Source organism: Silvibacterium dinghuense (assembly GCF_004123295.1).
GTDB lineage: Bacteria > Acidobacteriota > Terriglobia > Terriglobales > Acidobacteriaceae > Silvibacterium > Silvibacterium dinghuense.
The window spans coordinates 1,326,184-1,338,991 of sequence record NZ_SDMK01000001.1 but is presented as its reverse complement, the minus strand read 5'-3'; the positions used below and the strand labels follow the sequence as shown (position 1 = coordinate 1,338,991).

Annotated in this window: 10 protein-coding genes; 7 read left to right on the top strand and 3 right to left on the bottom strand. The window is 62.8% G+C overall.

The annotated features are described in order from the left end of the window. The first annotated feature begins 1 nt into the window (after position 1). The gene (locus ESZ00_RS05265) at positions 2 to 262 is read left to right on the top strand and encodes a GntR family transcriptional regulator (protein ID WP_164981353.1); all 261 of its coding nucleotides are present in this window, start codon (positions 2 to 4) and stop codon (positions 260 to 262) included. Positions 263 to 398: 136 nt separating this feature from the next. Here ESZ00_RS05265 and ESZ00_RS05260 read toward each other — a convergent pair whose 3' ends face one another. Then, positions 399 to 1,256: an SDR family oxidoreductase gene (locus ESZ00_RS05260; RefSeq protein ID WP_129207098.1), complete on the bottom strand. Its 858-nt coding sequence runs from the start codon at positions 1,254 to 1,256 to the stop codon at positions 399 to 401. A 108-nt stretch (positions 1,257 to 1,364) separates the two neighbouring features. On the opposite strand from ESZ00_RS05260, the gene ESZ00_RS05255 reads away from it, so the two are divergent. Then, complete coding sequence (locus ESZ00_RS05255; protein ID WP_129207097.1) at positions 1,365 to 1,760, top strand: winged helix-turn-helix transcriptional regulator; 396 nt, start codon at positions 1,365 to 1,367, stop codon at positions 1,758 to 1,760. A gap of 150 nt (positions 1,761 to 1,910) precedes the next feature. On the opposite strand, the gene ESZ00_RS05250 is transcribed toward ESZ00_RS05255, so the two are convergent. Beyond that, entirely contained in the window at positions 1,911 to 3,188 is a 1,278-nt protein-coding gene (locus ESZ00_RS05250; protein WP_129207096.1) for an MFS transporter, read from the bottom strand. Between the two features lie 120 nt (positions 3,189 to 3,308). Here ESZ00_RS05250 and ESZ00_RS05245 point away from each other — a divergent pair, with 120 nt between their 5' ends. The 5 genes from ESZ00_RS05245 (at position 3,309) to ESZ00_RS05225 (ending at position 9,611) form a co-directional block, all read left to right on the top strand. Next, the gene (locus tag ESZ00_RS05245; RefSeq protein WP_229740972.1) at positions 3,309 to 4,169 is read left to right on the top strand and encodes an AraC family transcriptional regulator; all 861 of its coding nucleotides are present in this window, start codon (positions 3,309 to 3,311) and stop codon (positions 4,167 to 4,169) included. Between the two features lie 352 nt (positions 4,170 to 4,521). Next, positions 4,522 to 5,829, top strand: a complete 1,308-nt coding sequence (locus ESZ00_RS05240; RefSeq protein ID WP_229740971.1) for a glycoside hydrolase family 27 protein — start codon at positions 4,522 to 4,524, stop codon at positions 5,827 to 5,829. A gap of 447 nt (positions 5,830 to 6,276) precedes the next feature. Beyond that, positions 6,277 to 7,146: a peptidoglycan editing factor PgeF gene (gene pgeF / locus ESZ00_RS05235; protein ID WP_129207093.1), complete on the top strand. Its 870-nt coding sequence runs from the start codon at positions 6,277 to 6,279 to the stop codon at positions 7,144 to 7,146. 66 nt (positions 7,147 to 7,212) lie between these two features. Further along, positions 7,213 to 8,238 carry a metallophosphoesterase gene (locus ESZ00_RS05230; protein ID WP_129207092.1) on the top strand — a complete coding sequence of 342 codons (1,026 nt, stop codon included), beginning with the start codon at positions 7,213 to 7,215 and terminating at the stop codon, positions 8,236 to 8,238. A gap of 272 nt (positions 8,239 to 8,510) precedes the next feature. Beyond that, complete coding sequence (locus tag ESZ00_RS05225) at positions 8,511 to 9,611, top strand: serine hydrolase domain-containing protein (protein WP_129207091.1); 1,101 nt, start codon at positions 8,511 to 8,513, stop codon at positions 9,609 to 9,611. A 184-nt stretch (positions 9,612 to 9,795) separates the two neighbouring features. On the opposite strand, the gene ESZ00_RS05220 is transcribed toward ESZ00_RS05225, so the two are convergent. Then, positions 9,796 to 12,780 (bottom strand): M14 family zinc carboxypeptidase, encoded by a 2,985-nt coding sequence (locus ESZ00_RS05220; RefSeq protein WP_129207090.1) that lies wholly within the window; start codon positions 12,778 to 12,780, stop codon positions 9,796 to 9,798. Positions 12,781 to 12,808: the final 28 nt, after the last annotated feature.

Here is a 12,808-nt window from a genome sequence, read left to right as displayed (position 1 = left end):
GATGCCGGACTTAATTGACTGCCGGTTGAATCGCGACAGCTTTATGCCGCTCTATCAGCAGATCAAGAACTGGCTGCTGTACAAGATTGAGGCTGGGCAGTTTGCGGAGGGTGACGGCATTCCGTCCGAGGTGGATTTTTCGCGAAGCCTCGACGTGAGCCGCGCGACGGTGCGGCAGGCATTCTATGAATTACGCCTCGAAGGCCACGTGACGCGCGACAAGGGACGCGGCACCTTTGTGTCGCCGCGCAAGCAGCCCTGACGAAGGCGATCAAGATGGAAGCGGCAGGGCGCCATGCATGCCGCTTTTGCCATGTGGGTACCTCGACGGAAGATGGCTGCGAACCCACGTCTCAAGAGCGAGACGTGGGGCACCCGGGGTATTGTCCTGTGCTGCTCTAGCGTATTGCGGCCAGCGCAGCGGCGAGGGTCTCGGAGATCGGCGTGGTGGGATGGCCGATGATCCGGCTCAGCGTATGCGAGCTGTCATCGAGGGCATTGCCTGCAGCGCGTGCACTTGAGTCGGCGAGAAGATGCGCGATGGGTGGCGGTAGGAAGCCGGTAAGGATCTTCTCAAATTCGGCTTCGGTGAGGTTCTGGTAGCGGATGGACTGGCCGCTCTGGCGGCTGAGTTCGGCCGCGAACCCGGTGAGGGTGAAGGCCGAATCGCCTGCGAGTTCGTAGGTCTGGTTTTCATGGCCGCTGCCGGTGAGCACGGCCGCTGCCGCGACGGCGTAGTCGGCACGCGCGGCCGTGGCGATACGGCCTTCTCCGGAAGCGCCGAAGATGACGCCATGCTGCAGCGTGTTCTGGAGGCCGACGGTGTAGTTCTCGGTGTACCAGCCATTGCGCAGCAGCGCGTAGGGCAGGCCGCTGGCCACAAGATACTGCTCGGTGGCGAGGTGCTCGGCTGCCAGCAGCAGTGGGGATGTGTCGGCGTGGAGGATGCTGGTGTAGGCGAGCAATCCTGCGCCTGCGGCTTTGGCGGCATCGATCACAGCCTTGTGCTGCGGAATGCGCTGACCGATCTCGCTGCCTGAGATGAGCAGGACTCTGGTCGCGCCGGCGAAGGCTGTGGCGAGAGTTTCGGGACGCGCGTAGTCGGCCTCGCGGACCTGCACGCCCTTCGCGGCGAGGTCGGCGGCCTTTGCGGGATTGCGGACAGCGGCAACAATCTGGCCGACCGGAACTTTGCCGAGCAGTGCTTCGATGACGAGTTTTCCAAGTTGGCCGGTGGCTCCGGTGACGACGATCATGATACTTCTCCTTCGGGTGAGGTGTTCTACGTCATCCAGACTAGCGCTACAAGCTTACTTTTCGTAAGTACGTACCTAAAAGTAAGCGCCATGGAGTATGCTGGATGCATGGCCTGGCCGAAGAGTACGAAGACGGTGCGCGTCCCGAAGGGAAATCTCTTTGCCTCGGATTGTCCGACACGGATCATTCTGGACGATGTGACCTCGCGATGGGGATCGCTGGTGCTGGTGCTGCTGCTGGAGAGCAGCTATCGCTTCAGCGAGCTGGCCTACCGGATCGGCGGAGTGAGCGAGAAGATGCTGGCGCAGACGCTGCGGGCGCTCGAACAGGATGGATTCGTGTTGCGCACCGTGCATGCCACCAAGCCGCCGCGCGTGGAATACAGCCTGACGCCGCTGGGCCGCGAGATGGCGGAGCGGATGCTCGTTCTGACGGAGTTTATCGAAAAGAACCTGGGGAAGATCATGGCCAACCGGGCGCGCGCGGCGAAGCAGACGGCGTAGTCCTGCTACGCGGGACTGGCCGTCCGGGCTTCTGCTTCGCGTGCTGCTCCCTCTGGTCGCGATCCGATGGTTCTGCGAACCCACGTCTCAAAATCGAGACATGGGGCACCCGGGGTTTGTGCCTCCTGCTGCAGAATGTTCTGCATAGGATCAGGCCGGCTGCTCGTCGGAGCCGAGCCGTGGAATGGTCTCGACCGGTGTATTCGATCCAGCTTGGCTGTCGGTGTCGAAGCTGCGGGTGTCGGGCAGGAAGCCGGTGAGCAGGCCGAGCGCGGGCAGGAACGAGCAGACCTTATAGACAAAGTCGATGCTGGTGTGGTCCGCGAGCGTGCCAAGTATGGCTGCGCCAAGGCCGCCGAGTCCGAAGGCGAGTCCGAAGAACAGTCCTGAGACCATGCCCACGCGCCCGGGCAACAACTCCTGTGCGTATACGAGGATCGCAGAGAAGGCCGAGGCGAGGATGAGCCCGATCAGAATGCTGAGAGCGATGGTTACAGGCAGTGAGGCGTAGGGCAGCAGCAGAGTGAGCGGCAGCACGCCGAGGATCGAAACCCAGATGACTTTCCGGCGTCCGATGCGGTCGCCGACCGGGCCGCCGATGATGGTGCCTGCGGCTACTGCGGCGAGGAAGAAGAAGAGGTAGAGCTGCGCATTGCGCTGCGCGGTGTGGAAGTGCTGCATCAGGTAGAAGACGTAGTAGCTGGTGATGCTGGCGAGATAGAAATACTTCGACAGCGTGAGCAGGATGAGTACGGTGAGCGCGCCGCCGACCTGCTTCCGGCTCAATTGCAACGTGCTCTTCTTGGCATGCTTCTTCTGGATGGCGTGACCATGCTGTTTGTACCAGTGGCCGAGGCCGGTGAGCAGCGTGATGCCGAAGAGCGCGGCGAGCGAAAACCAGGCCAGGCTGTGCTGTCCGCGGGGAAGGACAAAGAAGGCGATCAGCAGCGGGCCGATGGATGATCCAAGGTTGCCTCCGACCTGGAAGATGGACTGTGCCATGCCGTGCGCGCCGCCCGAGGCCAGCCGCGCCAGGCGCGAGGACTCGGGATGGAAGATCGACGAGCCGACGCCGAGCAGCGCACCGCCGAGCAGCAGCATGGAGTAATGCTGTGCGAAGGCCAGCACCAGCAGTCCGCTCATGGAGATGGCCATGCCGAAGGGCAGCGAATACGGCTTCGGTTTGCGATCGGTATAGAGTCCGACCAGCGGCTGCAGCAGCGAGGCCGTGATCTGGAAGACCAGGGTGAGCGCGCCGATCTGGCTGAACGAGAGATGAAAGTTCCCTTTGAAGATGGGATACGAGGCGACAAAGAGCGACTGCAGCGTGTCGTTCAGCATGTGGCACAGGCCCGCTGTTCCCAGGACACTGTAGCTTGCGGAGTTTTCTTTCGTCGGCTGATCGGTCTGCTGTAAGGCTTCGCTCATGGCTTGGTTTGCACGCTTCTGTCTTGACGGCTCTATCTCGAACGATACAATTTCCGGAAATCGGCCCACCACCTTGGGTGGGACAAATAGTTACTTCATTGGGCCATAAATTTTATGCAAATGGGTTATCGACTCAGCGCAAAGATCGAGAAACACTTTGCCGATACCTCGCGCCCGGTGCTTGCTCTGGGCGGCATGTATCCGGCATCGCATCATGTGCGCCTGCATCGCCATTCGCGCGGCCAGCTGTTTTGCCCGCTGTCGGGCGTGGTCCTGGCCTCGACTTCGCAGGGCGCGTGGGCGGTGCCGGCCCGGCGCGGGCTATGGATTCCGGCGGGCGTGCGGCATGAGCTGCGCATGCAGGGCGTGGTGGAGATGCAGAGCCTCTACTTCGATGTCAGCGTGCTTGCCGGCATGCCGGAGCAGTGCCAGGTGGTGGGCATCTCTTCTCTGATGCGCAGCCTGATGACGGAAGCCGTGGCACTGCCGGTGCGCTATGACCGCGAGGGGCGATCCGGAGCGCTCATGCGCCTGATTCAGTACGAGGTGCAGAGGCTTCCGGCACTGCCGCTGGCGCTGCCTTTGCCTGCGGACAAGGCTCTTGCGCGGCTCTGCCGTCGGTTTCTGCTGCGGCCTGCGGCGACGTACAGCATCGACGACTGGGCGCGCTCGCTCTATCTGAGCCGCCGCACTTTCACGCGCCTGTTCCGCCGCGAGACGGGACTGAGTTTCGTGGCGTGGCGGCAGCAGGCCTGCATCCTGGCGGCGCTGCCGATGCTGGCCGCTGGGGCCTCGGTCACGCATACGGCACTGGAGCTGGGATATGAGAATCCGGCCGCATTTACCGCGCTCTTCAAGCGGATACTGGGGGCATCGCCGCGGGAGTATGGGACATCCGCGGCTGTCCCCGGAGCGAGAAATGGCCGTCCGGGGCCTTCGCTCCCCGCTCCCTCTGGTCGCGAGCCGGCGAAGTTTGACTGACCGGGGGGAGAACGTTCGCGCAGAGCCCGCAAAGAGACGCCAAGCATGCTATTTCTCTTAGGCAGACCTTTGCGGCTCTTCTTTGCGTCTTGGCGCGGAAGGGAAGCCTGTAGCGGCATGGACCTCTCTGTGCTCTCTGTGGTGAATTTTCTATGCCCCCGAGCAACACCGGCTTGGGGGGGGACCGTCGGGGTTTGTGCTCTCCCATGTCTCAGAATCGAGACATGAGACGCCCGGGGTTTTGCGGATGAGCCGCTGCACAGCCATGGAGGTTGTCGTTTACACTGGCCGCACTGTGAAAACCTTTACTTCGCGTTCTTGCTGGGTGCTGGCTGGTCTGCTGCTGAGTCTTGTGTCCCTCTCTCTTCCGCTGCGCGCGCAGCAGTTGCTGGCGGCGACTCCGCCGATGGGTTGGAACAGCTGGGATTCGTATGGGCTCACGGTGACGGCCGATGAGTTCAAGGCGAACGTGGACTGGCTGCATGCGCACCTGCAGCTGCATGGCTGGCAGTACGTGGTGGTGGACGAGGGGTGGTATCTCGATCATCCGGGCGCGGAGGGCGCGGCGCAGGGCTTCAACGTCTCGCCGGATGGACGCTATCTGCCGGCAGCGGGACGGTTTCCTTCGGCACAGCCGGGCGATGGTCTGAAGATGCTGGCCGACTATGCGCATTCGCTGGGGCTGAAGTTCGGTATTCACATCATCCGCGGGATTCCGCGGCAGGCCGTGGACCGCAATCTGCCGATTGCGGACTCGACCTTCCATGCGGCTGATGCGGCGAATACCGCGGATAAGTGTGAGTGGAATGGGGATAACTACGGCCTCAAGGACAACGAGGCCGCGCAGGCGTACTACGACTCGATTGCGAAGCTCTATGCCTCGTGGGGCGTGGATTTTCTGAAGGTGGACTGCATCTCGAAGCCCTACCATGCGGCGGAGATTCATCGCATGGCGGCAGCGCTGAAGAAGACCGGGCGCCCGATCGTGCTGAGCCTGTCGCCGGGGCCGACGCCGCTCTCCGAGGCTGACGATGTGCGGCAGTATGCGCAGATGTGGCGCATCTCGAACGACGTGTGGGATGTGTGGTCGAAGGCGGATGAGAAGCCGGGTGATTTTCCGCAGTCGCTCTCGGCGCAGGCGGGGCTCCTGGCGGACTGGGCGCCTCATATCGAGCGCGGGCACTGGCCGGATGCGGACATGCTGCCGATTGGCTACCTGGGACCACGGCCGGGCTGGGGCGAAGCGCGTGCGTCGCGGTTTACCCCGGATGAAACGCGTACTTTGCTGACATTGTGGTCGATTGCGCGGTCTCCGCTGGTGCTGGGCGCGAATCTGACGAAAATTGACCCGTCGCTCGAAGCGCTGCTGACGGATGACGAGGCGATTGCCGTCGACCAGCACTCGACGGGAAACCATCCCGTGGTGGCGACGAAGGAGCGTGCGGTGTGGCTGGCGGAGCTGCCCGGCGGGCGGAAGGCGCTGGCGGCAGTGAACCTCTCGGCGTCGCCGGTGGAGCTTGCGTACTCATGGAAAGACCTGGGGCTGGCGGAGAAGTCCTGGCGGCTGCGCGATCTATGGGAAAAAAAAGAGATTGGGGCGCAGAAGTCCTTCCATGTTGAACTCGGGCCGCATGCCTCGGTGCTCTACAGCCTGAAATAGAGCGCCGAAGAGGCGGTTCCAGGCCGAGATTGCCGAAACTCTGGTGAAAATTACCTCATCTGACGCTTCGTGGGCAACCGCCGGGAATTGGGCTGTACTTGCGGAGGGGCTGCGCCCACGTTCTACATGCCTAAAGTAATGTGCCTGGCCGCTGTGGCCCTTCCGGCCAGGCGCTGCGGGGAAAGGTGCGGACAACCATCAGGGAAACTTGCACGCTGGAGACGCAAAAAATGTTTCGAGGCGAGGCATCTTTTGGCAGGCTGATTGCTTCCGATATGGGTAAGAAATAAGAGGCAACCTCAGGCAAGTCACTCCTTCCGATTTCGTTGTTGTACCTTCCCGCGATTTACGTCTCTTCCTCTCGATCCTACCTTCTCTCCTCCCTCGCGCCTCTTGAGCGGGCCCGCTGGAAAGCGGGCCCACCAGCTCCCCTCCTATAATCCACCCATGACTGCGACTTCTTCTTCGTTGCGTGGCCCGGTGTTGGCTGTGCCGGCTGTCACTTCGCCGCTGCTGGCTTCGCTGCCATGGCTGATGCATGGCTTCAGTACCCGGCTGGGCGGGGTGTCGTCCGTGTATGGCCGGGAAGGCGATTGCAATCTGGGCTGGACGGCGTCCGACGAGAAAGCGCATGTGGCCGAGAACCGGCGGCGGCTGGCGATGGCGGTGAGCGGCGATGAGGCAACTCCCTTTGCCACGCTGAAGCAGGTGCATTCGGCGAGGACGGTGCGGGTGAGCGCATGCGATGCGCCGCCGCGAGCCCTGGTCGAGGCCGATGGCATGATGACGTCTGAGCCAGGCGTGCTGTTGGCGGTGCAGACGGCGGACTGCATCCCGGTGCTGGTGGCTGATACGCGCCTGCGCGTGGTGGCCGGCTTCCATGCAGGCTGGCGCGGAACCGTGGCGGCGATTGTGGAGCAGGGCGTGGCGCAGATACGCGAAGAATACGGCAGCCGTCCGGAGGACCTGGTGGCGGCCATCGGGCCGGGAATTGGACCGTGCTGCTACACGGTGGGTGATGAGGTGCGCGAGCGTTTCGGCGAACGCTTTGACTATGCCCCGGATCTGTTTACGGCCAAGGAAGACGGGGCGCTGCATCTCGACTTATGGGAAGCGAACCGGCGTCAGCTGCTCGCGGCAGGATTGCGTCCGGAAGCCATCTGGGTGGCGGGCGAGTGCACGAGCTGCCAGGTAGACCGGTATTTTTCCTACCGCAAGGAGAACGGCCATACGGGGAGGATGTTCTCGGTGATCGGGACTCGCCGTCCAGGCCTTTTGCCTTCGGCCTCCGCTCCCTTTGGTCGCGAGCTGAGATGAGTGTGGGGAAGGAGCGCATGACCTGTTGGTGAAACTTTCATCGACAGGGTGGTAGAACACTCGGATATGGATTCCGCTGCTTCGCCTTCCCGCCGCCGTTTTCTCCGCCAGAGTTTTGCCTTCAGCGCGCTGGCCTCGCTGGGCTCGTTCGAGTCGCTCGCGCAGGTGCTGCCTGGGAGCGGCGCGCGTGGTATGGCCGACCTTTTGATGATCGGCGATTGGGGTTATCTCGACGACCACAAGGGGCAGACCGCGGTAGCCGATGCGATGCGGGCGTACGCGGCAAAGAACCAGCTGCGTCCCGAGGCGCTGCTCTTCCTGGGCGACAACTGGTACGGCGACCTGCCGGGCGGGGTCGACTCGCCGCGGTGGAAGACGCAGTTCGAGGACCTGTATCCGGCGAGCGCTTTTCCTGGCAAGGCCTATGCCATCCTCGGCAACCACGATTACCAGGTGATGCCAAAGGACGTGAACAAGGTCGAGGCCGAGCTGGCCTATGCGGCGAGCGGCCGCTCGCGCTTCACCATGCCGTCGCGGTGGTACAGCTTCATCTTCCCGGAGAAGCAGCCGCTCGTGACCTTCATTGCGCTCGACAGCAATGTGCCGCATCCTGATGGGCAGGCGAAGGCGCCGAACTTTACCTTGACGCAGGCCGAGCACGAGCAGCAGCTGGAGTGGTTCGAGGGTGAGTTGAAGAAGCCGCGCGCGACGCCGCACCTGATCGTGATGGGGCACCACCCGGTCTACTCCGACGGGCCGCATGGCGACCATCCGGTGCTGACACGCGACTGGGCGCCGCTGTTCGAGAAGTACAAGGTGCCGATCTATCTGGCCGGGCACGACCACGACCTGCAGCACCTGGAGTTCGAAGGGCATCCGACGAGCCATTTCCTTTCGGGCGGCGGCGGCGCGGACCTCTACAACCTGAAGATCGAGCAGTCGGCACGCGGGCCGTTCGCGCAGAAGGTGTACGGCTTTAGCCATCTTGCCGTGACGCGCGAGACGATGATCTTCCGGCATATCGATCCGCAGGGGCGCGTGCTGCACTCGTTTTCGAAGACGGCGGACGGCAAGATCGTGATCGGCGCATGACTGCTGCGCGGTCCGGGTGCCCCATGTCTCGCTTCTGAGAGATGGGAGGCGATGCGCTCAGGTAGCCTGTTGGAGTGGATGTATATCGGAAGCATCGCTCCATCAAGGAAGAGATCCCACGTCTCAACTGCGAGACGTGGGGCTGCTGCGCGCAGGGCGGTACGCCTTTGGTTCCCACTCCCGTTGGTTGCGAGGTACGGTTATTTTTTGTAGTGATAGCCTGCCTGCTCTGCATATCGATAAGTGCGGCGGGGCAGACAGCACTCGCGTCCGTGGGCCAGAAGCTTGCTGCCGACCTGACTTGGATGCAGGCCGAGCGCGACCATCGCTTCGGGCACATGAATGAAGTCTTCCCGGTGCACATCGTACATCGCGGCACGGCGGTGCGGTCCCTGCTACGGGGTGCTGAACTGAAACTCCCCGCTGGAGCGCTCGATCGCTATATGGTGGGCGAGCATGTAGCAGGTGTACTCGTAATCGAAGACGGGCGCATCCGCCTGGAGCGCTATGCGCTGGGGGCCGATGCGGCCACGCGTTGGACCGGCTTCTCGATGACGAAATCGGTGACTGACACGCTGGTGGGCGCGGCGCTGCACGCCGGAAAGATTCACTCGTTAAGCGATCCGGTGACGCGCTATCTGCCCGAGTTGCGCGGCAGCGCCTATGACGGCGTGACCGTGCGGCAGGTGATGACCATGACCACCGGCGTCCGTTGGCATGAGGATTACACCACCGCCGATGCGGACAACGTGCGGCTCTATCAACAGCAGCCACAGCCGGGCGAGAACAGTACCGTCGCTTATATGCGCACCTTGCAGCGGGCAGCTATGCCCGGTTCGGTATGGAACTACAACACTGGCGAGACTGATCTGCTGGGTGTGTTGCTGCGGCGCGCTACGGGCGAGTCGCTTGCCGAGCAATTGTCTTCGGCCATCTGGCAGCATGCGGGCATGGAGCAGGATGCGACGTGGATTGCGACCGCGAAGGATGCGGAGGGCGAGGAGTTCGGAGGCTCGGGCCTGTCTGCCTCGCTGCGCGATTGGGGACGGCTGGGGCTGTGGTTTCTCGACGGGGGCAAGGGCGCGCTCGATCCTGACTGGATGACGGAGGCGACACGCGCGCAGGTCGAGGCAGGCAAGGCCGCCTATGGCTACGGCTGGTGGCCGCAGAAGAATGCAGCGGGCGCGTATGACGGATCGTTCGCGGCGCTCGGCATCTTCGGGCAGTCGATGCTCATCGACCCGAGGCGGAAGTTGGTGATCGTGACCGTGGGCGATTGGGCGCAGGCTACGGGCGCGGATCATAGCGCGGCGCGCGTTGCATTTTGGCGAGGGGTTGAGGCTGCGGTGGATGGGGAGCTGGCGCGGCGGTGAGGGTTCGTGCCTTCCCACCCAAGCGGAGCTTGGGTGGGGCACCCATGTTCGTTTTCACTGCGAGAATCCCGGGTGCCCCATGTCTCGCATTTGAGACATGGGATGAGTTCTTGGAGTTCGTGCTCCCCCACATCTCAGAATCGAGATGTGGGGCACCCGGCCATTTGCTTTACGTGTGAAGTACTTACTTCGCCGCCTTGCCTAGCCGGTCGAAGTTCTGGATCGCGTTGAAGACCAGGGCATACGTCCCCAGCGTTTCGCCGCGATAGACAGGGTTATTGGCAAAGAGCAGCACGTTGCCTTCGCCCAGATGGGCATCGACGACGATAGGCTTCTCTTCAATCGAGTTGCCGTTGTCGAGCAGGCCATCAAGCAGGAAGCCCTTTCCTGAGCCGAAGCGCAGGATGACCTGCGGGCGGTAGGCTTCGGGAATGAGGTTGATGTTGTCGCGGGCCTGATCCTCGTTGAGCGGCATGGCCTCCCACGGCTTCACGTGCGGTGTGGTCTCGGGCGCAACGAAGGCGCGGTCCTCGGGTGAGTCCTGCTCATCGGGTCCGCCGCGGCCGGTGGGCCGCTCTACACCCGAGCCGAGATGGCGGCGTCCGCCTCCGCCGATGGTGTTCGAGATCTGGAAGGCAAGACCGTCGGCGCTGTAGACGCCGAGATCGGCCGCAGTGTCATAGCCGTTGGTGATGGGGCCGTTCTTATCGACGAAGGCCGCGTTGAGGATGGTGCCGACGACGCGCACGTTGCCACCACGCGAGACGCTGACACCGGGCGCGAAGCCCATCTCGATGGCGAACTGCGCCGTGTCTTCGGAGGTGATGAGCAGACCGCCCTTGCTGATGAAGTCCTGCAGGTGCTGCACGCCGGCCCAGGTGAGGCCCGGACGCATGTCGGGCGTCGAGTCGATGCGGCCGAGGTTAGGAGTGAGCTCGGTCTTCTCCCACGGGATGGGGTTCCCATACATGGGCATGCCGTTGATGATGGACTGCGTGGAGGAGCGGCCCACGGGCGCGAAGACGATCACGTCATACTTCGCGCGCAGGTCCTCTTCTTTTGCTACGGTCTGCGTGCTGATGTAGTCGAAGGGTACGTGCGCGCGATCGAAGGCCTCGCGCCACCAGCCTTCCGTCTGCGTCGCGATCCACGTATGCATGAATGCGATGCGCGGCGCGGGCGCGTTGTGATGCGCGACTTCGGGCATGGCGCTGAGGCCGACAGCTTCGAGGCCCGCCTCGTGCACGGCATCCTTCACCTTCGCGCCGTCGGCGTTCTCGATCAGCAGCGAGCCGGCAGCGAAGTGATGGCCGCCCGCATCGAAGGCCGCATCGGCCACGGAGATGGTCGCGTCCTTGAAGGTGTAGCGCAGGCCGAGGAGCGTGACTTCGGAGTTGTTGTTCACGGCATAGATGCTGCCCGAGCCAGAGGTGGTGTCGATCTCGGCTTCAAGATCCTTCACAGGTGAAAGATTCACCTTCAGGATGGCGGGATCGGTGACGCGCGCGACCTTCACGTGGAAGAGATCGGGGAAGCTCCAGCCGGTGTCATCGTAGGGCGTCTTCTGCGGATCGTCCGGAGCCCAATACTGGCGGTCGAGCAGCGCGTCGGCGATACGCGAGTAGGGCTGATCCATGCGGATGACATAGCGGCCGGCGGCGAAGGTCTCGGTCTTGGGCTTGCTGTCCTTGTCGTCCTTGCCATCCTTCGACTCGGGCTTAGCAGGCGCAGGCACATTCACCGTCGTCGAGGCATCGAGCCTGCTGATCTCGACATGCTGCAGTGCGAGGGTGCGCAGCATCTGCGCTTCGCGGCTGGACATGGGCTCGTCGATCACGTAGGCCGCGGGGCCTGCATTCTCGGGCTTCTCGATGGAGCGCTTGCTCTTGGTGTAGTAGTTCGAGAGGAACTGCTGGCCATTCTGCGCAAAGAAGGAGATGGTCGAGAGCAGCGCGGTCTGCTCGTAGTTGTTGTTATCGCGCTGCGACCACACCACCTGCGGCAGTGGCGGGTTGGGCTTGTACCAGGTGCGTGCGTATTCGTCGGGAGAAAGGATGCGCTTCTCGGTGTCCGCGCCGCCGTTGCCGAAGGTTTCATACAGGCGGCTGATGCCATTGTGCATCGCGGCGATGAACATCAGGTAGCCGGGTGACCAGGTGTCGAAGTCGCCGTGGGTGAAGACGCCGGGCATCTTGAAGGCGGTCATCGACTGGATGTTGTTCCAGCCCAGCATCTGCCACTCGCCGTTGAGCAGCGGATCGATCCATGCGTTGTAGGGGCCGTCGCCGACAGTGTTGTCATAGAGGAAGGGCACGGACTCATGCAGATCGTGCAGCACCTGCGCGTGAAAGTTGATGTAAGTGTTCTCGACGTTGCGGGTGAGGTCGAGCGTCATGCCCATGGCATCGCGATTGTTGTCATGCGCGACGTAGTGGCCCCAGTAAACGAGGTGGGGCCATTGCTCGTTCGGGTGTGCGACGTGCCACTTGTAGATATCGACCATGCGGTCGCGCCCATCGACTTCGACGACCGGGGTGATGAGCACGATCATGTGCGTGCGGATGTACTGAATATAGGGTGAGTTGTCGACGGCGAGGCGGTAGGCCAGCTCCATCAGTGCGGTGGGCGCGCCGGTCTCGGGCGAGTGGATGGTGCCGGTGATGTAGTAGATGGGAAAGGATTGCTTCACAAGTTCAGCAGCCTTGGCGTCATCCATGCCGATGGTACGCGGGTCGGCAAGCTTGGCAAGCCGCGCATCGTTCTCCTGCATCTTTGTGATCAGCGATTCGTCGCCGATGGCGGCGGCGATCATCTCGCGGCCTTCTTCGGTGTGGCCGATGCTGAAGACCTTCACGCGCGGCGTGCTCTTCTCGAGCAGGCGGAAGTACTTGTAGACATCCTCGGCGTAAGGCAGCATGTTGGGCGCGCCGGATACGTCGCCGAGCACCTTGTCTGGCGTGGGGACGGTCTTTGATGCGGGTAGATAGCTCGTCAGCGGCGAGTTGAAGGAGGGATCGGTCGTGTACTGCTTGATCTTCGCCGTGTAGCCCTGGTCGATGGGCTGGCTCAGGTCGGGTTTGAGCTCGGAGGCGATGTTGGTCTGGCCGAAAAGCGCGCCGGTACAGGCGAAAGAGAGACACAAAGGGAGAAGCGATCTTAAGCGGGACATCTCAAGCATCCTTCATGATCGGGATTTC